Annotated in this window: 23 protein-coding genes; 13 read left to right on the forward strand and 10 right to left on the reverse strand. The window is 47.4% G+C overall.

The features are described 5' to 3' along the window. Positions 1 to 82 precede the first annotated feature (82 nt). Entirely contained in the window at positions 83 to 1,681 is a 1,599-nt protein-coding gene (locus HQN79_RS06925; protein WP_173285214.1) for a Na/Pi cotransporter family protein, read from the forward strand. Positions 1,682 to 2,072: 391 nt separating this feature from the next. Continuing rightward, positions 2,073 to 2,510 (forward strand): host attachment protein, encoded by a 438-nt coding sequence (locus HQN79_RS06930; RefSeq protein WP_173285215.1) that lies wholly within the window; start codon positions 2,073 to 2,075, stop codon positions 2,508 to 2,510. A gap of 7 nt (positions 2,511 to 2,517) precedes the next feature. On the opposite strand, the gene HQN79_RS12125 is transcribed toward HQN79_RS06930, so the two are convergent. Further along, positions 2,518 to 2,649 (reverse strand): hypothetical protein, encoded by a 132-nt coding sequence (locus tag HQN79_RS12125; protein WP_275284658.1) that lies wholly within the window; start codon positions 2,647 to 2,649, stop codon positions 2,518 to 2,520. Between the two features lie 207 nt (positions 2,650 to 2,856). Here HQN79_RS12125 and HQN79_RS06935 point away from each other — a divergent pair, with 207 nt between their 5' ends. The 3 genes from HQN79_RS06935 to HQN79_RS06945 all read left to right on the forward strand — a co-directional run bounded on the left by HQN79_RS06935 (position 2,857) and on the right by HQN79_RS06945 (position 5,696). Next, positions 2,857 to 3,597, forward strand: coding sequence for a DUF4395 domain-containing protein (locus tag HQN79_RS06935; RefSeq protein WP_238843329.1), 741 nt, complete (start codon positions 2,857 to 2,859; stop codon positions 3,595 to 3,597). A gap of 54 nt (positions 3,598 to 3,651) precedes the next feature. Beyond that, positions 3,652 to 4,281, forward strand: a complete 630-nt coding sequence (locus HQN79_RS06940) for a LysE family translocator (RefSeq protein WP_173285216.1) — start codon at positions 3,652 to 3,654, stop codon at positions 4,279 to 4,281. Positions 4,282 to 4,418: 137 nt separating this feature from the next. Further along, positions 4,419 to 5,696, forward strand: a complete 1,278-nt coding sequence (locus HQN79_RS06945; RefSeq protein WP_173285217.1) for an O-acetylhomoserine aminocarboxypropyltransferase/cysteine synthase family protein — start codon at positions 4,419 to 4,421, stop codon at positions 5,694 to 5,696. A gap of 88 nt (positions 5,697 to 5,784) precedes the next feature. Here the strand turns inward: HQN79_RS06945 and HQN79_RS06950 are convergent, their stop codons facing one another. Then, the gene (locus HQN79_RS06950; protein WP_173285218.1) at positions 5,785 to 6,372 is read right to left on the reverse strand and encodes a hypothetical protein; all 588 of its coding nucleotides are present in this window, start codon (positions 6,370 to 6,372) and stop codon (positions 5,785 to 5,787) included. Positions 6,373 to 6,911: 539 nt separating this feature from the next. Between HQN79_RS06950 and HQN79_RS06955 the strand changes: the two genes are divergently transcribed. From HQN79_RS06955 to HQN79_RS06970, 4 genes are all read left to right on the forward strand, one after another. After that, positions 6,912 to 8,231, forward strand: a complete 1,320-nt coding sequence (locus HQN79_RS06955) for a patatin-like phospholipase family protein (RefSeq protein WP_173285219.1) — start codon at positions 6,912 to 6,914, stop codon at positions 8,229 to 8,231. A gap of 326 nt (positions 8,232 to 8,557) precedes the next feature. After that, a complete protein-coding gene (locus tag HQN79_RS06960) occupies positions 8,558 to 9,985 on the forward strand; it encodes a DEAD/DEAH box helicase (protein ID WP_173285220.1) in 1,428 nt (475 codons plus the stop codon). A 28-nt stretch (positions 9,986 to 10,013) separates the two neighbouring features. Beyond that, the gene (locus HQN79_RS06965; RefSeq protein ID WP_238843330.1) at positions 10,014 to 10,631 is read left to right on the forward strand and encodes a DUF938 domain-containing protein; all 618 of its coding nucleotides are present in this window, start codon (positions 10,014 to 10,016) and stop codon (positions 10,629 to 10,631) included. A 151-nt stretch (positions 10,632 to 10,782) separates the two neighbouring features. Then, entirely contained in the window at positions 10,783 to 11,982 is a 1,200-nt protein-coding gene (locus HQN79_RS06970) for a methyl-accepting chemotaxis protein (protein WP_173285221.1), read from the forward strand. 271 nt (positions 11,983 to 12,253) lie between these two features. Here the strand turns inward: HQN79_RS06970 and HQN79_RS06975 are convergent, their stop codons facing one another. Then, positions 12,254 to 14,575 (reverse strand): transporter substrate-binding domain-containing diguanylate cyclase, encoded by a 2,322-nt coding sequence (locus tag HQN79_RS06975; protein WP_173285222.1) that lies wholly within the window; start codon positions 14,573 to 14,575, stop codon positions 12,254 to 12,256. 377 nt (positions 14,576 to 14,952) lie between these two features. Here HQN79_RS06975 and HQN79_RS06980 point away from each other — a divergent pair, with 377 nt between their 5' ends. After that, on the forward strand, positions 14,953 to 15,417 hold the full coding sequence (locus tag HQN79_RS06980; RefSeq protein WP_173285223.1) for a CopD family protein: 465 nt from the start codon (positions 14,953 to 14,955) through the stop codon (positions 15,415 to 15,417). A 144-nt stretch (positions 15,418 to 15,561) separates the two neighbouring features. Here HQN79_RS06980 and nfsB read toward each other — a convergent pair whose 3' ends face one another. Beyond that, the gene (gene nfsB, locus HQN79_RS06985; protein WP_173285224.1) at positions 15,562 to 16,215 is read right to left on the reverse strand and encodes an oxygen-insensitive NAD(P)H nitroreductase; all 654 of its coding nucleotides are present in this window, start codon (positions 16,213 to 16,215) and stop codon (positions 15,562 to 15,564) included. Between the two features lie 642 nt (positions 16,216 to 16,857). Here nfsB and HQN79_RS06990 point away from each other — a divergent pair. Both HQN79_RS06990 and HQN79_RS06995 read left to right on the forward strand, forming a co-directional pair. Next, a complete protein-coding gene (locus HQN79_RS06990; RefSeq protein ID WP_173285225.1) occupies positions 16,858 to 17,190 on the forward strand; it encodes a c-type cytochrome in 333 nt (110 codons plus the stop codon). Positions 17,191 to 17,203: 13 nt separating this feature from the next. Next, the gene (locus HQN79_RS06995; RefSeq protein ID WP_173285226.1) at positions 17,204 to 18,502 is read left to right on the forward strand and encodes an NAD(P)/FAD-dependent oxidoreductase; all 1,299 of its coding nucleotides are present in this window, start codon (positions 17,204 to 17,206) and stop codon (positions 18,500 to 18,502) included. A gap of 96 nt (positions 18,503 to 18,598) precedes the next feature. Here HQN79_RS06995 and HQN79_RS07000 read toward each other — a convergent pair whose 3' ends face one another. The 3 genes from HQN79_RS07000 to HQN79_RS07010 all read right to left on the reverse strand — a co-directional run bounded on the left by HQN79_RS07000 (position 18,599) and on the right by HQN79_RS07010 (position 21,044). After that, positions 18,599 to 18,946: a carboxymuconolactone decarboxylase family protein gene (locus HQN79_RS07000; protein ID WP_202984487.1), complete on the reverse strand. Its 348-nt coding sequence runs from the start codon at positions 18,944 to 18,946 to the stop codon at positions 18,599 to 18,601. Between the two features lie 189 nt (positions 18,947 to 19,135). Next, complete coding sequence (locus HQN79_RS07005) at positions 19,136 to 20,104, reverse strand: AEC family transporter (RefSeq protein ID WP_173285227.1); 969 nt, start codon at positions 20,102 to 20,104, stop codon at positions 19,136 to 19,138. Between the two features lie 142 nt (positions 20,105 to 20,246). Beyond that, positions 20,247 to 21,044 carry a DODA-type extradiol aromatic ring-opening family dioxygenase gene (locus HQN79_RS07010; RefSeq protein ID WP_173285228.1) on the reverse strand — a complete coding sequence of 266 codons (798 nt, stop codon included), beginning with the start codon at positions 21,042 to 21,044 and terminating at the stop codon, positions 20,247 to 20,249. Positions 21,045 to 21,240: 196 nt separating this feature from the next. On the opposite strand from HQN79_RS07010, the gene HQN79_RS07015 reads away from it, so the two are divergent. Next, positions 21,241 to 21,426 (forward strand): hypothetical protein, encoded by a 186-nt coding sequence (locus tag HQN79_RS07015; protein ID WP_173285229.1) that lies wholly within the window; start codon positions 21,241 to 21,243, stop codon positions 21,424 to 21,426. A 191-nt stretch (positions 21,427 to 21,617) separates the two neighbouring features. Here the strand turns inward: HQN79_RS07015 and HQN79_RS07020 are convergent, their stop codons facing one another. The 3 genes from HQN79_RS07020 to HQN79_RS07030 all read right to left on the reverse strand — a co-directional run bounded on the left by HQN79_RS07020 (position 21,618) and on the right by HQN79_RS07030 (position 23,868). Next, positions 21,618 to 22,403: a peptidylprolyl isomerase gene (locus HQN79_RS07020; RefSeq protein ID WP_173285230.1), complete on the reverse strand. Its 786-nt coding sequence runs from the start codon at positions 22,401 to 22,403 to the stop codon at positions 21,618 to 21,620. A 91-nt stretch (positions 22,404 to 22,494) separates the two neighbouring features. Continuing rightward, a complete protein-coding gene (locus HQN79_RS07025) occupies positions 22,495 to 23,133 on the reverse strand; it encodes a hypothetical protein (RefSeq protein ID WP_173285231.1) in 639 nt (212 codons plus the stop codon). Between the two features lie 6 nt (positions 23,134 to 23,139). Further along, positions 23,140 to 23,868 (reverse strand): MBL fold metallo-hydrolase, encoded by a 729-nt coding sequence (locus HQN79_RS07030; RefSeq protein WP_173285232.1) that lies wholly within the window; start codon positions 23,866 to 23,868, stop codon positions 23,140 to 23,142. Positions 23,869 to 23,890 lie beyond the last annotated feature (22 nt).

Genomic DNA, 23,890 nt, shown 5'->3' on the forward strand with positions numbered 1-23,890 from the left:
GCGAGCAGTCTTAGGGTTTGCCGGGTTTGTTCCGGCAGGCTTATAATGATGGATACGATTCAACCAGCGGGAATACCGAGCCGTGATACAGGAAGCGCACAACTTATTGCTAGCCGGGGGCGGCCTGGGAATATTCCTTCTGGGTATGGTCATTATGACCGACAGCCTGAAAAAGCTGGCCGGCGATAAAATCCGTTCTGCCCTGTTGCGATTTACCCGGACGCCAACAACCGGTGCCATAACCGGTGCGATCAGTACCGCCATTGTCCAATCTTCAAGCGCGACGACTCTGGCGGCTATCGGCTTTGTCGGCGCCGGATTGATGAGTTTCAGTAATTCTCTGGGAATTATTTTCGGTGCCAATATCGGCACAACCATTACCGGCTGGATGGTCGCACTGCTCGGCTTTAAGTTTTCCATAGCCTCTATCGCCTCGCTGATCCTCCTCGGCGGAACCTTACTGTATCTGTTCGGTTCGCATAAACTGAAACATGCCGGCATGGCGATTGCCGGTTTCGCCCTGCTTTTTATCGGCATCGATACCATGCAGCATGCGATGTCCGGGCTGGTGGAATTTGTCGATTTCAGCAATTTACCGGCAAACAATCTCAGCGGAATTCTGCAACTGTTGCTGATCGGTTTGCTCTTTACCGCCATCACGCAATCCTCCAGTGCCGGTGTAGCTTTAACTCTGACGGCCCTCTTCAGCGGACTGCTTGCTTTCGAACAGGCAATCGCTCTGGTTATCGGGATGGATATCGGCACCACTGTCAAATCTCTAGTAGCGGTTATCGGCGGCACAACCGGCGCCAAACGAACCGGCCTGTCGCATGTTGTTTACAATCTTTTAACCGCCGTACTCGCGCTCTTTTTAATCATCCCTTATGTGTCACTATGGGAATGGTTTTCGCCTGACGCGTTATACGAAAATGCGGAAATCGCCGTCGTCGGCTTTCATACTCTGTTCAATCTGCTCGGCGTCATACTGATCCTACCTTTCACCAAACAATTTGCACGTCTGATTATTCGCATGTTTCCGCAAGATAATATCTATATCGATACCTTCGACCCACAACTGCTTAACTCTCCGGATCTTGCGCTGAATGCCGTGCAACAGAGCCTGTTAATGCTGAGCGAAGAACTGATTGATGAACTTAAGCTGATTGTTAGTGATCCCACATCGAAACGGGATCCGTCCAAGCTTCAACAACTGCAGCAGAACCTGGATCAGACGCAATATTATCTGGACGAAATCCACCTTAGCCACAGCGATCACCATCAATGGCAGCGCTTGGTCGAGATGATTCATATTCTCGATCATCTGCAGCGTCTACACGAACGTTGCGAGGAAGAGTCCGACCGCGCCGAAGCAAGCAAACAATTTCCAACCCTGCATCAATCCGCGCAACGCATGGCCGAAGATATCCAAAATTTCCAGTACGCGCTTGCGCGCAAAGAATGGCAACAGAACGTTGTATTGACGGAAGCATTGAGCCGCTTCATGAATCAGGATGCGGAAACCTACCGCCACGAAATGGTCGAGCGCATGGGACAAGGCGAAATTAATGCCGATCAGTGCTGGGATTCACTGGAGGCGATTCGCTGGATGCAAAGAGTCAGTCATCACCTTGCGCGCCTGAGTCTGCATCTGCAACAGATGGTTTTACAAACCGGCAAGTAAACTCCCCCCCTTCTTTACAGCCGGGTTTACGCTATTTTCTCACCAAACAGCAAACCCACTAAATACACACAAAAAAGTAGATTAATTCATACTCAATATAAATCATTCGAGAAGTTATTCGAAAAAAAGAAAACGTGAAATATTTGATTTTTAAATGATTTTTTTTTGAATTCGGCACTGTTTACACGATAAACTGAAAAATCAGCTGCGCTAAAAAACGTATTTGTAAAATCCTTAATCTATAGCAGGCGCGACTGATCCTGAAACTCGGATTTACCGAAGCCGTGGTCTAAGCGCCAGTAAATCCGGCTGTTGTTTATAAAGTTAACGTCTCATCTAAGTTTGTCGATTGCGCAAACAGACGCGTTAGTTATTATCGAGGTGGATATCTATGAGTACAATTGGTTATGCAATATTGGTTGATTTAGGGAACATGAAAGTTTTTTCAATCAATAAAAGTACGCAAAGCAGTATTTCTCTGCAGACATACCAACTAGAAGAAAACTTTGAGAGCCTAGCCAAAATCTCCCAAATCTATACAGATAAAGCCGGAGACTTTTCCAACTCCGTTAGCGATGTCGGGAGTTCTTACGAAAATAAAAGCGATATAGAAATAAAAAACCGCTCGATCGACCATCTCGGCGAGTTTATCAATGAATTTGCCAGTAATCATAAAGGTAAACTCTATCTTGCCGCATCCGCCCCGATTCACACAAAAGTTTCGGACAAATTAAGCAGCCAAACCAAAGAAAAAATCTGCAAATTTCTATCCAAAGATTTGACGAAGCAAAAGACCGATAAAGTCATCGGTGCCTTCGGCTTAGCCTAAACCTTCATTACCACAATAGCGGCAGACGGACTTTTGCAGACGTCTGCCAACATACTGCAGCAACGCCCAATCTTTTGTAACCGAATTTACGACTTTCGCTCAGTGCGTTCCATACTTCGTGGCGGGCAACTGCGATCAACGATCCCCTCTCCTTTGATCACAATCATTTATTTCTATAGCCCCTGAAAATTTTTTAGTTTCAGCACTCTTGACGCTTGGTTATTTTCACTTATCCTAACTAACAGTAGTTAGCATTACATTTTTGAACATTTTCACATATAAGCAAATGCTTATAACTACAAAGCAATAACAATACAAAAAATATCAGTCAACGGAGTTTCGCATCGTGAGATACCATTTCAAAAACCTTTGGTTCAGAGACAAATCTGAAGAGATACTTTTTATCAATAAACACGCCGTTCAACTCAGAGCCGGACTGCTGCTGCTATTGCCGATCTATATGGTCATCGTTCTGTTTACCACGGTCTTGGCACCAACCTGGACGGTTGTACCGAATACGTTTGTTGAAGAAACCTTTGAAATGACTCAAGACTGGCGCGTTATCTTTAATGTCCAGGCCTTTAAAACCGTATTCGATTATACGATTCCCAGTCTGGTTTTACTGTACGGACTGTTTGAAATGATCAGTGGGATGTTTGTCAAAACCGCTTATCTGTCGCCGACGATTCATCTCGCGACCTTTCTGACACGCAATGTCCGCCCGAAATGGGAACCGCTCAAGCCTAAGCGCTTTGCCTGGATCATCGGTGCTACCCTGGTTATTTCTTGTCTGGTATTCTTTAATCCGGATACTCTGGCGCGAATGATAAACGCGCTCTTCTCTGAGACGATTTTGCCGACCGATAGCAACTATATGCCGGACTTTATCCCTCTACTGGTCGGACTGTGTTTCATATTGATGTGGCTTGAAGCCATATTCGGCTTCTGTCTGGGCTGCAAAGTTCACTGGCTGCTGGCTAAAATCGGAATTTTCAAGGAACATTGCTACGACTGCATGAACGTCGATTTCGACCAGAAATCCTGGATCGAGGAGCGCAAGCGTATTGAAGAGTCCCTTAAAAAATAGTGCGCGATCAACGCCGACGTCGATCTATTCAACCTTTGGAGCAGCCTCTTTGCAATGAACATTGAACTCTATTCGATCTTTTTGGTTACCACCCTTCTGCTGATTATGGTTCCTGGGCCGTCGGCGATGGTCGCCTCGGCACAAGGGGCGTCATTACAGTCAAAAAAAGCGTTTATCGGGGTTCTCGGTATCGCCTCGGCGGACGTCATTTTTTTTGCACTGTCCGCAACAGGGATTGCTACGCTGATTATTGCCTCCAGTACCCTGTTTGCAATTATTAAATGGCTCGGCGTGCTGTTCCTGCTCTATTTGGGGCTGAGTGTCTTTTTCAGTAAAGGCTCGGCGATCCGCTTCGAAGGCGGAAAAACCGATGTTCGCCCGACAAAGCTGTACAGTCACGGACTGGTCGTTCAGCTGGCGAACCCTAAAGCGCTGATGTATTTTTCCGCGCTCTTGCCACAATTTATTGATCCGACGGAACCGCTTTTAACACAAATTCTGATTATGGGCCTCACCTGCTTTCTGGCTGACATCTTGGTATATAGCCTATACGCATACCTGGGCGCGCACCTTGCCCGCCAGCAACTTAAAGCCTGGGCCATCAATCTGGTCAATAAAACCGCCGGTAGCGCTTTAATCTATACCGGAATCAAAATGGCTTTTCTCGAGAACCGCCAACCCTGAAGATGGGCTTAGCGCCTGATTCAGGATTCTTCATTCAAAGATGAAATTTTTTTATCTTCATCAGGGTTTAGATTGTTTAAGATGAATTTCTTTAATCGAAACCCGACCGTTTTACATACACGCATTAAGGACTTTGCATGAAACTAGACTCGATTGCTCTCCACGCCGGTTATACATCGGAACCACCGACCCGATCCGCAGCGGTACCGATCTACCAGACGACATCCTACACCTTTGACAATACCCAGTACGGCGCGGATCTTTTCGATCTTAAAATCCCAGGAAATATCTACTCGCGGATAATGAACCCGACCAATGCGGTTTTAGAAGAACGCGTTGCCGCAATGGAAGGTGGTATCGCAGCCTTGGCAGTCGCTTCCGGTATGACAGCAATCACCTACGCGATTCAAGCCATTGCTCAGGCCGGAGACAACATCGTCAGTACCAGTCAGCTCTACGGCGGAACCTATAATCTGTTTGCCCATACCTTTCCCCGTCAGGGAATTGAAGTGCGCATGGTTAAAGCCGACGACTTTGCCGCATTCGAAGCGGCGATCGACAAAGACACCAAGGCGATCTTTTGCGAATCCATCGGAAACCCGGCCGGCAACATCGTCAATATCGAGAAACTCGCCGAAATCGCGCATAAACACGGCATTCCACTGATGGTCGACAATACCGTTGCCACCCCATATCTGTGCCGTCCGTTCGAACTCGGTGCGGATATTGTCATCCACTCGCTGACCAAATACATCGGCGGTCACGGAACGACTCTGGGCGGAGCGATTATCGACTCAGGAAACTTTGACTGGGCAGCACATGCCGAGCGTTTCCCGATGTTAAACGAACCGGACCCTTCTTATCACGGCGTCAGTTATACCAAAGATATCGGTCAGGCGGCTTTTATCGCCCGTTGCCGGGTTATTCCTCTACGCAACACTGGAGGCGCTCTGGCGGCACACAGTGCCTTCCTGATTATGCAAGGGCTGGAAACACTGGGACTGCGCATGGACAGACATTGCGACAACGCTGTGCAAGTGGCTCGGTACCTGAAAAATCATCCGAAAGTTTCCTGGGTTAACTACGCCGCCCTGGAAGACGATAAATATCATGCTCTCTGTCATAAAATCACCGGCGGACGCTCGTCCGGAATCCTGAGTTTCGGTGTCAAAGGCGGACGCGACGCCGGCGGACAATTTATCGATGCCCTGCAGATGATTCTGCGACTGGTCAATATCGGCGATGCGAAGTCACTGGCCTGTCATCCGGCGACAACGACCCATCGTCAGCTGAATGCCGAAGAACTGGAAAAAGCGGGCGTGTCAGAAGACCTGATCCGACTCTCGATCGGAATCGAACATATCGACGACATTATTGCCGATATTGAACAGGCTCTTGAACAGGTCGAAGCATAACCATTACCTTCTCTGGTTTTACAACGTCCAATAAAAAACCCGCACTATGCAAAGCGCGGGTTTTCTTTTTTGGCAAACTGATAACGGTCTATTTACCAGCCATTGCCGCCTGGAACTGCTGCTGCAATTGTCTTACCTGATCACTCTGCTGCTGAATCGTTTTAATTAAACCAGCGCTGTCGGGATTTTTCTGCTCAACAGCCTGCATAACAGAATCCTCAAACTTCTGAGCCATGGACTGCACTTCTTTGTCCTGTAGAACCTGCATCTGCTTCTGCTGGAAAACTCTCTGACGTTTCTGGAAATCCATAATCACTTCCTGACTGGGCTTTTCGCCGCTGGTCTGATACTTCTGGATAATATCACCCAAAGCTTTCAATTCGGCATCGGAATCATAGCCGTAGACATTCATTTTCTGAGTCACTTTGGCGCGTAAGGCATCACGCTGTTTCTGCAATTCAACAGATCCGTCAATCACCTCAGACTGCATAACCTGTAACTTCTGCTGGCTCTGCTGCAAAGCCATTTGCGCCTGTCGCATCTGTACCATCAGATTTTTCTGCTCTTCAGAAATTTGCATCTGACCTTGCTGTGCCATCGGCGGTTGAGCTTGAGAAGTCATTGACGCGCTCGCTAAAAACAGTGCGAAAAGCAATTTGCCGGAAAATAATCGCATACGAAAAATCCTTTTGTTGCGAAACCTTAAAATCAACCGCGCCCTCAAGCAGGATAAATTCACAGATTTCTATAATCTAAACAGGCACTACCGCCTGACAATAAAATTTAAAGGCACCACGCTACCATACCGCAGACCATGACGCAAACGCGACAGTACCGCGTTTCATATAATCTTAATGGTTGCTTATCGAAGTACTCTGCAACGGTGATCTGGACACATTAACAACGCTTAGCTGCTCTTTATTTATTTTTTGTCAAAAACATAATAATCGCAACCATCGCCACAAACACAAAAACCAAAACGAGTGAAAAATCGAATCCCATCTTTATCCCCCCTCATGCCACTATCTATCTATATTGACATATTGCACCTCTTTATGCACTTATCGATTCTTTTCAGCGCTATATTTGAACTGATGAGTCATACCGAATCGAAAAACTTGCCGGCGAGTACGCAAATGCGGATAACTCTTCTATAATCAGAGCCAGCACACGTGTTATACAAGGACCGGATAAAGCATTATGAAACCGTGCATTATGAAACCGCCTCTACTGGCAATTGGCATTATCTGGATGCTGCTCTTAAGCGGCTGCACTACTCACAGTGTCATCAGTAACAAAAAAATCACACCGTCCGCCACAAGTGACGGTTACGGTCTTGCCTCGCAGATTCATCGCAGACCGCCCGGAAAAATCACTTTGGTGCTGAGCTTTTCCGGAGGCGGATCGCGCGCTGCGGCTTTATCCTACGGCGTTCTTAAAGCGTTACGTCAAACACCGTTGACGCCATCAGAGAATACCAGCCTGCTTTCGGAGGTGGATGTCATCAGCGCAGTTTCGGGCGGCAGTTTTACCGCGGCTTATTACGCCCTGCACGGCGAGCGGACTTTCGCACATTTTGAAAACGATTTTCTCAACCAGAACATTCAGGAAAACCTGATTACCGAACTGCTGTACCCGTCACAATGGTTTTCCAATCTCGGACGTACCGATATTGCCGCCGACCTGTATGAGCAATCGGTTTTTAAGGGAGCAACTTTCGCCGACTTGGGAAAACGGCCAAATGCGCCGCTATTAATGATCAACGCATCCGATTTGAGCAATGGCGTACGCTTCAGTTTCGTACAGGAATATTTTGACTTACTCTGTTCCGATCTGGCCAGCTACCCGATTTCGCGTGCGGTCACCGCATCCTCTTCGGTACCGGTTCTGTTCAATCCGGTGGTCGTGGAAAATTTCAGCGGCTGCTCGCCGGACAATCTTCTGATCAAAGAATCGCCGCTTAACAGTCTGCAGCTAGAAGAAACGCGTCAAGGCCTGCTCACCTATCTGAATGAAAAAGAAAAACACCGCTATCTGCATTTGGTTGACGGCGGGATTACTGACAATCTGGGACTTCGTGCTATTTACGACTTTATGGAACTTTCCGGCGGACCGCTGGCTATGAACAAACGCTTAAAGCGGACACCATCGGACAAACTGGTTGTGATTGTCGTCAATGCGTCAACCCAATCGTCCCTCGACCTGGCCAGAAGCCGAGCTACACCATCAATTGAAACCAGTCTGAATGCCATGACCGACATTCAGATTCACCGCTATAATGCGACCACTCTGGAACTCTTCGAACGGGCAATGGCTTCATGGAGCACCAGTCTGTCAACGCAGGAAAAACAGGTTACGCCGTACTTTATCGAGTTGAACTTCAAACAGCTGGCAGATGAACAAGAGCGTCAATTTTTTAACGCCATTCCAACCGGATTCAACCTGACCGAAGAACAAAAACAGCAGTTGATTGAAGCCGGCGGCAAACTGCTGCAACAGCATCCTAAATTTCAACAGTTATTGAATGCGTTATAGTACCGCGGCCATTCCACTGTAAAGGACAATTTATACAGAAGCTTTCAGGCGCAAAACTAAGGACGACGGGTACACAAAGGCTGCATTGAAAACTCGCCCACATACAATGTATTACCGTCCGTGAAATTGCACGCAACTACACGATTATTATCGCTATTAACCGGCATTTAAGGTATGCTTCCGTCCTTTATTCTAGGCGCCATAGATGTGGCGTTTAGTTTGGCGCTTGTTTTCTCTTATTTCTCTTTCTGTCAGGATCGAAACCTTGAAATCACGGGCGCACCCATCATCGAGTCCACTCGTAAACAGTCAGAGAAAAAAGACCTATGCAATTTAGCCAACTAAACCTTAACGACAAAATCCTCAAAGCGGTCGAAGCAGCGGGATACACGACCCCGACCCCTATCCAGGCACAAGCCATTCCGGCGATTATCGAAGGCCACGATGTGATGGCGGCCGCACAGACCGGAACCGGTAAAACCGCCGGATTTACCTTACCGCTTCTGGAAAAGCTATCTCAAGGGCGTATCGCCAAATCCAATCAGGCGCGCGCTCTGGTGTTAACCCCAACCCGGGAACTGGCGCTTCAGGTCAGCGAAAGCGTAGAAACCTATGGTAAAGAACTGCCTTTGCGTTCAACGGTTGTGTATGGCGGAGTCAAAATCAACCCGCAAATGCAGCGTCTGCGCAAAGGCGTCGATATTCTGGTCGCAACACCGGGACGCCTGCTTGACCTTTATCAGCAAAACGCCATTCGTTTCGACGATCTGGAAGTACTGGTACTGGATGAAGCTGATCGCATGCTGGATATGGGCTTTATCCGCGATATTAAAAAGATCCTCACTCTACTACCGGCCAAACGTCAGAACCTGCTGTTCTCGGCAACGTTCTCCAATGAAATCCGCGCTTTGGCTAAAGGTCTGGTACACAATCCGGTCGAAATTTCCGTTACCCCGGAAAACTCGACCGCGGAAACCGTGGTACAGTCTATCTACCCGGTCGATAAAGCCAGCAAAACCCGACTGCTGATCCATCTGATCAAAGAGCACGCCTGGTACCAGCTTCTGGTCTTTACCCGTACCAAACACGGTGCCAATCGACTGGCGACCCAGCTCGACAAACACGGGATCAAAGCCGCCGCGATCCATGGCAATAAAAGTCAGAATGCCCGTATCCGCGCATTAAACGAATTTAAAGAAAATAAACTACAGGTGCTGGTCGCAACCGATATCGCCGCCCGCGGGATCGATATTGACCAGCTGCCACATGTGGTCAACTTCGATCTGCCGCATGTCTCCGAAGACTATGTACACCGTATCGGACGAACCGGTCGCGCCGGATGCGATGGAGAAGCGATTTCTCTGGTCTGTGCCGAAGAGTATAAAGAACTGGTCGGCATTGAAAACCTGATCAACCAAATACTGCCGCGAAAAATTCTGTCCGGATTCGAACCGCAGAAAGCCTTGCCTGAATCCAAACTGGGCATTAAAAAGAAAAAGCCTAAAAAGCCGAAGAAAAATAAAACATTACAGGCTATTCAAGAGCCGGGAAGCAAACCCGAAGTGAAAACGCCTCCGAAGGCTAAACCGGAAAACCGTAACGGCGGCAGCCAAAAAGATGACACCAAACCTCGTCGTCCGAGACGCAAACCGCAAGGAAACAACGCTAAGGGTAAATCGGCAGAAAATCGTTCGGACAATCCGTCCCGTCCGCAAAGATCCCGACGTCGCCCGAAAACCAATAACTCGAACTAATCCGCTTCCGTATAAAGGCCGGTAACGAATGAGCATGACAAACCAACAGCAAAAACCTTTTGCCCAATCCAGTGAAGAAAACAAACAGGTTATCCTGCAAGCGATTGAGGAATTAGTGCACGATTGCCGTTCGGTACTGGAAATTGCCAGCGGCACGGGGCAGCATGCGGTCTATTTTGCCGCTCAGTTGCCGCATCTGAAATGGCAAACCTCAGACCTGATGGAATGTCATGTCGGCATTAACCAATGGCTTGAAGAAGCCGCTTTGGAAAATGTCTCCGCGCCAATCTGCCTCAACGTCTCCGAAGAGCTTCACTGGCCAGACAGCACTTTTGATGCGGTTTTCAGCGCCAACAGCTTTCATATTATGGGCCGGAATCATGTCGAGGATTTTTTTGAACATGTCCCTAAGGTATTGAATCCTAATGCAATCATTATGATTTACGGCCCCTTCAACTATAACGGGGACTTTACCAGTGAAAGTAACGCTCGCTTCGATCAATGGCTCAAAGCACGCAATCCGGCAAGCGGCATCAAGGATTTCGAGTGGTGTAACTGGCTGGCCGAACAATCCGGCTTGAAACTGCTGAAGGACATTGAAATGCCGCAAAACAACCGTATTCTGGTATGGCGTAATAATCGCTGACGCCCCATGTAAGCTGTGTGTAGCAACGCACTACAGCAAACCGTTTCTGATACTTTACCGCACACCGACGGATAACCAACCTTAATTTGGCTTGCTTTGTGCTTTGAGACTGTTCAACTCCGACAGTCATAAAGAATAGAAGATAAGAATTATGGTTTCGTTTAACTTCAGTCAACCCAGTATTCTACGCAATATGTTCCTCACCTACATCGGTGCGGGTCTCGGTATGGGCGTAGTTTTTCCGCTGTTCGCCAGTCTGTTTGTCAACTTCAAGGAAGGCATGCTGGTCTGGTTTGTTATCGCTTGTATTCTGGCCGGGATATCGATCGGTATCTTCAACTACTGGCTTCTTAAAGAACGTCTGCTCAAACGCATGATGCGTATCGGCGAAGTGGCCAACGCCATCAGTCAAAACGATATTTCTTTGAAATGCAGCCTGAAAAGCCATGACTTTATCGGCGATATGGCCAACAGTTTCAATCTGATGGCTGAAAATCTCAGTCGCATGGTCAACCGTATCAAACAGGTCACCGACGAGTTGAATCAGGCTTCCGAAGGAATGATGACGGTCTCCCAGAACACACACGAAGGGGTCAATGCGCAGAAATCCGGAACGGAAAAAGTTGCCGAATCGATTACCAATATGACAGAAATTGCCGCCGAGATGTCCAATAATACGCTGGCGGCAACCGCTGCCGCACAGCAGGCTGAAAAAGCCACCGACTCCGGCTCGCAGGTCGTCAACCAGGCAATCGATTCGATTCAGATTCTGGCTCAGGAAGTGGAACAGACCGCGACCGTAATCCGCAACCTGAAAACCGACAGCAAAAACGTAACCTCGGTGCTTTCCGTCATTAAAGACATCTCGGAACAGACCAATCTGCTGGCTCTGAATGCGGCCATTGAAGCAGCACGTGCCGGCGAACATGGTCGCGGCTTTGCGGTCGTTGCCGACGAAGTTCGTGAACTGGCAGCAAAAACACAAGCTTCCGCGGTGCAGATTGAATCAATTATCGAACAGCTGCAAAGCGTCGCCGACGAAGCGGTTCAGGTTATGCAAAATGGACAGGAGCAGGCGCTGAACAGCGTTACCCAGGCCAATAACGCCGGAAAAGCACTGTCGATGATTGCCGAAGCGGTCAAAACCATTACTCAGAAAAATTTAAAAATCGAAGCCTCTGCAGAACAGCAGAAACAGCAGTCGGAGTTTGTTAAGGCCAATATGCTGGAAATTCAACAGGTCAGTCATAATGTTGCCGACGGCGCCGACCACACTGCCGATGCCTGTCAGAAAGTCAGCGCACACGCCGCCGAACTGCAACAGCTGGTACAGCAGTTCAAAACGCACTGATTGCGATTTACCTCACCTGCTGCCTTTCGGTTTGCAGCAGGTGCCATCTCCTTTCCCCACCAAACTTGAAACGGCCTCTGTAGCCGTTCCTCTATCTAAAACAAAATACTCGGTAGTGAAAAAGACGACGCCAAATCAGTCTACTGTAATATTCGTCATTCAAACCAATAAGCCCTTCATTACTGTTTGTAGTAGATAGTTGAGTCGAACCTTAACTTAGCGAAAGCGAGTGGTATCTTACGAGTTCCATACCACTCATATCGAATAACCCTTACTTGGCGATCACCGTCTGATCTCGCCCCTGCTCCTTGGCACTGTACACCGCTTCGTCGGCACGCTTAACGATTTCACTCAAATTTTCGTCCGCTCTGAGCTCGGCGACACCAATACTGGATGCCAGACGAATTTTCTGTCTAAAATGCACATTGTTGACTTCATGCCGGATCCTTTCCGCCAGAAAATAGGCCTGCTCGATATCGGTATTCGGCGAAATCAGCAGAAACTCTTCGCCGCCCCAGCGACCGAAGACGTCAATTTCCCGAATGCTGCTGGTAATCACTTCGGTAAAGGTCTGCAGAACTTCGTCTCCCATATCGTGACCATAGGTATCATTGATCGATTTAAAGTGGTCCAGATCAAACAGCAGAATGCTTAAAGGTGTCTGATAACGTTTTGCACGCGCAATCTCGGAAAGCAGTCGCTTATCGATATATGAACGGTTATAGACGCCGGTCAGATAGTCGGTGGAAGAAAGTTTGTGCAATATCTGGTTCTTTTCCTGCAAATCCTGCCGCGCTTTGCGTAATTGCAGTGTATAGAAAGCAATCACGGCAAGAATTATCAGCAGAGGGACCAACAGGCTTAGCAGCGTTTTCCAGTCAAATGAACTCTGGTATTGCACCATCAGATAACGGTTCTGCATTTCACTGAGTTCTTTAGGGTTTAACTGCGCCAACACCTTGTCCAGAATTCCTTGTAATTCCGGCCAATCATCGCGGACACCGATCGAAATCGCTTTACTGAACGGCAATTCCCCGCCGACTTGGAGATTGCCTAAGCCGCTGGTACGGATGTAGTGCCCGATAACGGCGACATTGTCGACATAACCGTCAGCATCGCCTTTGGAAACGGCCTTTAAACCTTCTAGTGGCGAATCCACCAAAAACAGCTGTGCCGCCGGAAAATTCAACTCGATAAACTCCTGCGCTGCATAACCTCGGACCACAGCCAGTTTCATGGTATCCAAAGTTTTCAGGTTGGATAAATATGGTGTTCCGGTCCGAGTTGCAACTACCGTGGGAAAGTTCAGGTAAGGACGGGTAAATTTCAAATACGTTTTACGTTCTTCGGTGATCGTCAGAGCCGAGAGTAAATCCAAGCGCTTGTGTTTTATCATATCGATCGTCTGTGCCCAAGAGTATTCCGGGCTGACCTCGAATTTCAAACCGGTTTTCTCTTCGATATAGTGAAACAGTTCCGATGAAATTCCGCTGAACTGACCGTTCTCATCAACAAAATCGATCGGAAACCACTCCGGATCAATGCCCAGTTTCAACACCGGATGAGCTTCGATCCACGCTTCCTCCTGCGCAGTAAAACTCAGCTTGCTGATCTGCGGTTGATAAATGCCTTCGGAAAGATCCCAGTCGTTTTGCACCAGATTGTGTTTATGAAACAGCTTTTTGGTAAATTCAAGGCGACCGCGATCCATAGTTCCAATCGGAGTACTGTTGACCGCCATCATCTCTTCGATAGCCTTGGCCTCGAAAATCAAATGATCCAGAGTTTTGTTTTTAGGCTGGTAGGTATCAAGAATATACTGGGCGATCTCTCGCTTATTCTGCAGAGCGTATTGCCACCCCTTTATGACCGCTTTGCGCATCGCCGCAACTCTTTCTGGATGCTCCTGAAGTTCTTTTCGAGAGGTGAAAAGCATATCTCCGTAGAGGTCAATCCCGTAATTCATCGGCTTGATGAGGTTAACTTCAATACCCTGCTGATAGAGATAATAAGGTTCGTTGGTCAGATAGCCGGCGTAAACATCCACCTCGCCTCGGACCAAAACGCCGGGGTCAGTTTTATGGTGTAGCCGTTGCAGATTCAGCTCGATGCCTAAATGGTTCGCCATCGCCAATACAGCAAATCCATCGGTATCTTTCTGATAGAAGGCAACGCTTTTGCCTTCAAGCTGATAGGGACTGTCGATTCCGGAGGATTTAAGCGTAATCAAAGTTTGCGGCGAATGCTGGAAAATCGGCGCTACGATAACCAGAGGGTTTCCTTTCGCCTGATAAAGCATCAGAATCGAATCGGCAATCCCGTATTGCGCCTCGCCGTTCAGTACCTGCTGAATATTGTTTTTTTCCAGGTCCCTTTCACGGATTTCAACGTCCAGTCCCCGCTCGGCAAAATAGCCCTCTTTCTGAGCCGCATAGTAGCCGGCAAACTGAAACTGGTGCAGCCATTTCAACTGCAGAACGACCTTATCAAGACTCGTAGCCGGTTTTTCCTCTGCCATGGCCGTTGTCTGCCATAGCAGTGCAAGCAACCCCAAAAAAACAAAAGACAGAATACGTAACATAAGCTTGAACAAAATCAGGAACCTGAGAAACTCACTTTAGAGACGAAATCGGAAAATTCTAACCGTCGACAGATCTGTATTCATCTGAAACTTAAGACGCCGCGCATCTGCCAAGGATTGCATGCTTAATAAAACAGAAAATTCAAACCTAAAAATTTTGCTTGAAATTATACCGCTCACCCAAGAAATTTCTATGAAATCCAATTATTTACTTTGATTTTCGGAATGTTTTCGCAGTTTATGACCGAAACCCTGTTGTTATTGTGAGTAAGAAAAATTTCACTTGCGGAAAATATGCCGAATTTTTGTTTGAGATGATAAATTATGGCAAGAGATAAAATAAATCGATTACTTATAAAACCGGTATCTAAACCAACTTAGGAAGACTTATGAATATAATTGATGTGACTATGATCGCTGCTCATATGCTCGCTGCCGTCGTTTGGGTCGGCGGGATGTTTTTAGCCTATCGAGTACTGCGCCCTGCCGCGATGGAAATTGACCCTCCACATAGATTAACCCTTTGGCTGGGCGTTTTCAGTCGCTTCTTTAAATGGGTTTGGCTAGCGATTTTTCTGATTGTTGTCACCGGCTATTGGGATTGGTCGGCCCGCTTCGCCGCAGAATCCTCAACCCTGTATATTGAAATTATGCAATGGCTCGGCTGGTTAATGATCGCCTTTTTCAGCTGGCTGTACTTCAAACCTTTTCAGGCTTTCAAAAAAGCCGTTCAAGAGCAGAGATTTCCCGATGCCGGCGCGATTATGCAAAAGCAGATGCGTCCGATTATCGCAATTAACCTGACGCTCGGCACACTGGAAATTCTTATAGGCGCAACGGGGATTTACTGGTAAAGCGCTCTGTATTTTCACATGCGAGGTTCAAAAGCATGCTCAATAAAAAAGCCTGACAAAGTCAGGCTTTTAAAAAGATTTTATAAGATGGAATTGACGACAGCCATTCTTTAAACAGGCACAAACGACCTCCCGCTTGTCAGACTAAATAAACGTCATTATCTCATCTTCACTCAGTCTCGATTTCGGCAAGCTAGCGTTAAAGTCCTGCTCGTCCCGGTACCCCAGAGCAATCAGAGCCTGTGCGCTATATCCACGACTTGGCAGATCAAATTCTGCATTTAAAATATCGGTATCCACCCCTTCGATCGGAACCGCATCCACACCCAAAACGCCGGCACCCAACAAAATCGTTCCCATATTCAGATACACCTGCTTCTGCATCCAGCATTCCGTATCCTGCAATTCCAGACGATGCATATTGACATAGAATGAACGGACTTTATAAGCACCGTCTTTTGCAGCCTCATCGGCAAAACGGCCATCTTGTTCTTCGACCGCCATCAGATGGCGTACATAATCATCATCAATCTGTGTTTTGGCGCAGAGTAGAATCACATGCGAAGCGTCCAATACTTTGGCTTCATTGGCACCATACTGCCCTTGTGTACCTTTGGCCAGACGTTGTTTCGCTGCAGGTGAATCAGCAATGACAAAATGCCAAGGTTGGGAATTGACGCTCGACGGACTAAAACGCAATAATTCTTTGATTTGCGCAAACACTTCATCCGGAATTCGTTTGTCCGCAGCGAACTTTTTAGTGGCATAACGGGTTTTGGCAACCTCTGCAATATTCATAAAATCACTCCCTTGTTGCATATTATTTTCGCGATTGAAGGCCATTATCATAATCGACGCCATATCATTGGAGAAGAGAAAAGCGTCCGAACAGAAAAGAAGTTGTGCCGATTTTAAGCATCCACATCAACCTCCGTTGATCGCACTCCCTTGCAAGCCCTCTCCCGCCTGGATTTTTCGTTGGACAGAGCCCTCAAACCATCCAATACACTTCAGCTTTTGCTTAGTGCACAACGCCTAATCGGATAAACCTTAATGCTGAGATTAGCCTGTAGCACCAAAAAAATTACGTCCGATTCCGTTTTTATTGCTAAACAGCTGCTTCCTCAATAATTTATTATTTTAATCTGTGAATTAATTTAATTTATCTATTGTTACGGATTAACCGTTATTAAAGGTACTTTTTTAGTCATTTCATTTCTCAAATTCGTAAAATCGCGCCACAAATACGCCATTACCAATTCTTATATCCTTATATAGAAAATTATTATCATCTAGCAAATAGCATAACCGCAAAATACTCTGCTATTGCTTATGCATACATATTAATAATTTATATTGCTATCAGCTATCTCGGCTAATGCCGGATAGCTCATGGCCGGGTACAAAATACAAAACAAGGATCCACAAAGGAAAACCATTATGTTGAAGAGAATTCCTGCGTTCGCTGCGAGCGTTCTGCTCGCCGGTAATCTTTCGCTGCTGCCAAGCCTCGCCTCTGCCGAGCAAGTTCAAGCGATCTCCATGGGTGAGGCCTTCGCAACCACCTGTTTCCAATGTCACGGACCGGAGGGTCAACACACTGGAGGCACCATTCCGCCTCTAGCCGGGTATCCGCGCGATCTGATGCTGCAGCAACTGAAAGATTTCAAATCGGGTAAACGTCCGTCGACCATAATGGATCGCCACGTAAAAGGATATTCCGATGCCGAACTTGAAGCGATTGCCGACTATCTCGCCACACTGAAACCGTAACGGAGGAAGCAACATGCAAAAATTACAAAGAAGAACTTTAGTAAAGGCTTTGGCCGCAGCGGGTATCGCATCTTCAACGTTCGGATTACAAGCCTGTTCAAGCAATGATAAATCGCAAGCTAACGGCAAACGCGTCGTTATCATCGGCGGCGGTTTCGGTGGTTCAACGGTTGCCAAATACATCAAACGTTTCGATTCCTCGACTCAAGTCACTATGATCGAACCGAAAAAAACCTATATGACCTGCCCTGGTTCAAACTGGTATCTGGCCGGTCTGGTCGATGTTGACTATCTGACACACGACTATGAAACCTTGAAAACCAAACACGGTGTCAACGTTCTTCATCAGATGGCGACCGGCGTTGATGCTGTGGCAAAAACCGTGACCCTCGACAACGGCGAAGTGCTTGAATACGACCGTTTAGTCGTTTCACCGGGAATCGATTTCATCTATGACGCGATTGAAGGCTATTCAGAGGAAGTGGCTGAAATCTTCCCGCATGCCTGGAAAGCGGGTCCGCAGACCGAATTGCTGGCCAAACAAATTCAGGAAATGCCTCAAGGCGGTCGCTTCCTGATGGTTGCGCCACCAAACCCTTACCGTTGCTCACCGGGTCCTTACGAGCGTGTTTCGATGATTGCCGAATACTTCAAGAAACATAATCCGACCGCAACCATAATGGTACTTGATCCGAAGACGAAGTTCTCCAAACAAGCCCTGTTCGGCGAAGGTTGGCGCGATGTCTATGGCCAGATGATCGAATGGTACGGCTCGCAGGATGGCGCAACAGTGACCAAGATTGATGTCGCCAGCAAAACCGTTTACAGCGATTTCGATGAAGTCAGCGCCGATGTCATCAATGTTATTCCAGCGCAAAAAGCCGGGAAAATTGCTTTTACGGCAGGTCTTACTGACGATTCAGGCTGGTGTCCGGTCGATCAGGATACGTTTGAATCGAAAATCCATAAAGACGTTTTCGTGGTGGGTGATGCCTGTATTGCCGGAGCCATGCCGAAATCCGGACACTCCGCGTCCAGTCAGGGCAAAATGTGCGCCGCTGCGATTGTCTCGAGCCTGAACAATCTGCCGATGCCGCCGACCCGTAACGTCAACACCTGCTACAGTCTGGTTGCCGAAGATTACGGTATCAGTGTCGTAGGCGTTTACGAAAACAAAGACGGCCGTTTGAGCGGAATTCCTGGAGCGGGAGGCGTCAGTAAAGCCGGTGCGTCTCTTCAAGAGCGTAAAATGGAAGCCGACTACGCCAGAAGCTGGTATCAATCCATCACCAAGGATATCTGGCACAGCTGATCAACCGATCACTGAAAATAAAAAAACCGCGTACCTACACGCGGTTTTTTTTATTTGGGTAACGGATCAATCCGCAACCACCTTTATCATAAAACTTTACAACCCTTGTTCCTGATACTGGCTGAAAGCCTGCATCGCCTCAATACCGTACACTACCGACGGGCCGCCGCCCATCAGAATCGCAACAGCGACCGTTTCCGCCACCTCTTTTTCACTGGCGCCGGCCTGCATCGCATCATGCACATGAAAAGAAATACAGCCATCACAGCGCACGGTAATTGCAATTCCCAAGGCGATCAACTCTTTTGTTTTCGTATCCAAAGCCCCAGATTTGAGGCTTGCCGCATGCAAAGCACCAAATCCCTGCATCACCTTAGGCGTTGCCGCCCCCAACTTTTCCATCCAGGTATTTAATTCTTTTAAATGTGCCGGAAAATCCTTCATAACTCTCTCCCATACTCGCTTGTCAATAATTGTCAGGTAAAACGCCAAGTCCTTGTTAAACCATGCTTTATTGTTAGCGGATAGTTGACATGGAGGATAATTCAAACTTTTTATGCAATGGAAATAAAACTAATGATTAATACGTATCACACTAAGAAAAATCCGGAACAGCGCGCCTAACCCGAAGAATTAAGCGAGACCCGGCGGCTGATACCCCATTAACAACAGTATCAATGTCAGACTGAAAAGCGACAGAACGGTTGTAAACAGAATCGTTTGCGCTGTAATCAAAGCGTCACGTTTATAGAACTCGGCAAGCATATAGGGTCCTGTTCCGGTTGGCAGCGCCGCCAGTAAAATCGCCATATAAGCCCATTCGGTATCCATTTTAAAAACGCCCAGTACCAGCCAGGCAACAATCAGGGGTTGAACAATTAATTTCAGAAAAGTCAGCTGCAAGGCGATCCGGCGCATCATTTGACTGGAGTGCGTACTTCTTTGCATGGCATCGGCCAAAAACAGGCCTAAACTGATCAGAGCAGCCGGACTGGCCGCCGCACCGAGCAGATCCAAAAAAGTTTCAGCTCCTTGCGGCAAACGCCAACCAGTCAGAGAAAACAGAAAACCCATGATCGGAGCAAATACCAACGGATTCTTCAATACCGCGATCAGTGCGTGAACGATGCGCACCGGCAAAATCGTATCCGCTTTTAAATCGCTCTCGATCAATACCAGCGCCAGCGCAAACAGAATGCAGACCACGATAATAGTAGCAATAATCGTCGGCACTTGGCTGGATGCACCGAAAATCAGAAACAACAACGGAAAGCCGACATAGCCGGTATTGGAATAAGCGCCGGCGACACCGTCGATACTGGCACAGGTCAAAGGCGCGCCCTGCCAGCGTCGCCACAGAATGACAACAAAGAAAACGCCCAGCGTCCCGACCAGATAAGCAACGATAAACTCGACATGCCATAAAGTCTGCCATGAGGTGTGGGCCATAATGTCAAACAAGAGTGCCGGCAGTGCCAGCCAGATAACAAAACGACTTAATTCACTCGCCGAATTCGGGCCTAACAGATTCAGTTTACGACTTGCGAAGCCGGCGGCAATTAACGCAAAAACAGGTAATAAAATCGATAAAGTTTGTAACACTGACAGAGAACCAAAAAGCGAGCCGCCTTGAACATCCGTTCAAGGCGGTATGGATAACAAGTAGGAAACCGATCCAAGCGAACGCTTAAAGATAAATACGCGATCACTCGGATAAAGTCGGTACAGATTCAAAGAGAATAGACTACCAGAGGTACATACTGGTCTGTTTTCCGAGAATTTCCAGACGATAGGACTTTCTGCACGCGCTCTGCGCCGCTCCATAACAGACGTGTAATGGCAGAAGATGCTCCTCCCGCGGATGATTATAGCGTGCTGCGGGGGACTGCTGTAGCCAATTCACCAGACGCGATCGTCGTTGCGCTTCGTCCAGCGAATCATCACCGCAAGTCTCTTGCAGCCAATCTTCAAAATCCGCATTCTGCTGCGCTTCAACCTCACTTGAGTGACTGAAAAATGCACGCATATTATGAAATGAAAAACCAGAGCCTAAAATCAGCAAGTCCGGATCGTTCAATGAAGCCAGCGCCTCGCCGAGGCGTATATGCTGTTCCGGATCTAGGTTTCTTAACAGTGATAGTTCGACACAGGGAATATCCGCCTCCGGAAACATAATTTTGAGCGGCACATATAAGCCATGATCGAAACCCCGTTCACGATTCTTGACGGACTCAATCCCTTCATCCGCAAGCGCCTGATGCACCCTATCGGCTAATTCAGGAGACCCCTGACAGGGATATTGAATTTGATAGGCTTCCGGCGGGAATCCGGAGTAGTCATAAATCAAACCGGGCTGCTCTCCGGCAATCAGTGTCGGAACCGCTTCTTCCCAGTGTGCACTGATAACCAGAATCGCTTTCGGACGCCGGATTTCATCACGAATCTGTAACAGCGTTTCGATCATCTCGCGATTATCCTGTGGATCCAAAAGCGGCAATGGGCCCCCGCCATGTGAAATAAAACAGATCTGTGTCGTCGCCATGGTTATTTCCTTGAAAGCCATATTCAATTTGATTTTAGCGACATCAAACGATGAAAGAAAGCATTCGTCATAATACTTATTGAACTAACACACTGTTGTCATACTTTATTAGAGTTTTAGTCACAGGTTACCTCTTTCGCAAGCTGTTAACGCCTTGCTAAGATGGCTTGGCACACACCTTAGGAGGAATTGAAAAATGCGCAAATTCGCTTTGATTTTAGGTTCAGCAATGATGTTAAGCCAAACGGCTATGGCCGAAGCGCCGGATGCACGAGGTGGCCTGGATAAGGAACAGAGTAAATATGAACGGGAAATGAAACTCCAGCGCGACAGGCAACACCGTCACTTCCATAAAGAATTGAAATATCGGGAAAAAGAATAACCCTTATCAAACAACACGGCGGGTAATTCGGTTACCCGCCAAAACACGAAGCCGGAGTAAAACGTTCCTATTGCTATCCGGCCAAACTTCTCAAAACTGCATACACGGTATTTGAAGTGTACGAGAACGGAACTTAAACTCGCCTCAAATACACAATCAACTTCAACGCACCCTGCGACAAAACAGCTGAATCACTTAACCGTAATGTTCGCTTTTTTTCTTAATGACTCTAGATAAGAAGTGGCCCGCTGCTGCCGAATAACCTGTTTTAGCTTTGCTTTTACCGAATCGAAACTGGGCGCTCGTGCCTCACGGCTATCTTCAAGCAGAATGACGTGATAGCCGAACTGCGTCTGCACCGGCGATTTCGTGTACTGTTTTTTGTTCAAGGCCGTCACGGCGGTACTGAATTCCGCAACCATCTGGCTTGGCGAGAACCAGCCCAAGTCTCCCCCGTTCTTTCCTGTCGGGCCAACCGACTTTGTTTTCGCTAACTCGGCAAAGTCTGCGCCTTTATCCAACTCGCGAATCACCGCTTCGGCTTCGGTTTGGCTATTGAGCAAAATATGCCGCGCTTTGTATTCTTTCTGAGCAAAGTTGGCGAGTTTATCTTCATACAGCTTTTTTAATTCGCTGTCGGTAATTGGCGGAGTATTTACCGCTTTTTCAATCGCGGCGCTAATCAACAGATTCAACTTGATCATTTCCAGTTTTTTCAACAATACAGGATCTTTATCAAGCCCTTTACTCATCGCATCCTGAAAGACCAATTCTCGATTAATCAGCTCAGCGATCACCTGCTCTCGGTCGATATTGGGGACCTGAGCCTGTTTATTCTCCTGAATGAACAGCTCATAATCCTGCTCTGTAATGGTTTTACCGTTCACCGACGCAATGTCAGCGGCAGAAACAACGGCTGCGTTAGCAAAAGCCACCACAGCAAAAAGGGAAAATATAAACGGTTTAGTTGTAAACATATCGATTCCTTTGATTCCAGTAAGCATTCGTATCCGCGTATTTTTATAAATGGATTAATGAAAGAATAGGTTTATTATTCATCAAAATGCTTTATTTGTTTAAAGGTTTTACATTCAGTAAGGAGACAAATAACGAAATCACGATCGTTCCGAACATAAAACAGAAAACTCCTTGCAAAACGGTAATCGCCCAGGTAAACAGGTCGGCCGGAGCAAAAGCCCCGCTCATCGTGAAGTGAATCTGCAATGCCTGAATTATGCCGCCAAGCGACATCGCTTGAACAAGATAGGCCGGTACGTCTTCGAACAATCCATTAATCTGATAAATGGTCGCAAACAGAAACATGGCGGTCAGATAGTTGACCATTGCTAGAACGATAACCCTGCCGGTTGCAGAAACGGCCGTCCCTTCGGTAATTTTGCAAATTCCGAAGAGAATCACTCCCAGTTCCTTATTGACGATACCGACAATGCGCAGAAACAGAAATGGAATCAGCCAATACGACAAGGGATAGAAAATGGAACTCACCATTAAAACGAAGGACAGAGCCAGCCAGCCGACAATGTAAAACTCTGAAAGGAACAGTCGTCGATTACGAAGAGATTGCCATTCATGCGAATCGATTACATAATCCAGTTCGCGGAGTTTGTAGTAGCGATCAACCCAGAAATAGGGCGAAAAGTAATAGACCAGTTGAATCAACCTTTTAACCAGCTCGGCAATATTCATATAAACCTACTTAAACAACAGTGGAATCTTTTGGCCTTGCTTTAACAGTGGCAGATGGGGATAGAGCTCAATCTGCTCATTATTTAGCCCGTGACCGATAACATAGCAGCCCGGTTTCAACCAGGATTCTACCTCTGAAAAACTGGCATGCCAGGCATTTGAATCAGGACGGGCGTCGATGATAAAGGTATCCGCTTGGCTCAAAGTCCGATACAACTCGCTTTCCATGGTTGAATCGCCGGTGTAAGCCAATAGTGCCCGGTCTTCATAATAGAGAATAAAGGCAAAACTCAACTCGGAATGCCGACCCTGGAAAAATTCGATTGCCAAATGCTCATTCAGTGCCGTGCGCATCTGTTGCGGCGGAGTTAACCATTCAGCCAAATCTTCCGCAGCAATCTGTTCCAAATGTTCGGCGAGGCGGTGTTGCTGAAGGCGCTGGGCAATCTGCTGCTGGCAGATTACACGGCACTTCCTGCCTTTAGCCTGTTCGACGCGCAGAACAACCGGTAAATCGCCGGCATGATCGGAATGGTTATGGGTAATGACAATATCTTTAGGGAAACGGCCAAAAGATTGGATGACTTCGCGCCCGACGCCCAGCCCCAAATCGACAAGACAAACTGGCTGTTTATTCTGTAACAGCATAAAACTGCTGCTCGTTAAGCCGTCGTACACCTGAGACGCTCCGCCGCCCGTGCCCAGAACCTGCAATTCAAATTCAGTCATATGCATCTAAAACTACAAAATCAGCAGG

The sequence above is a fragment of the Thiomicrorhabdus xiamenensis genome, from assembly GCF_013282625.1.
Classification (GTDB): domain Bacteria; phylum Pseudomonadota; class Gammaproteobacteria; order Thiomicrospirales; family Thiomicrospiraceae; genus Thiomicrorhabdus; species Thiomicrorhabdus xiamenensis.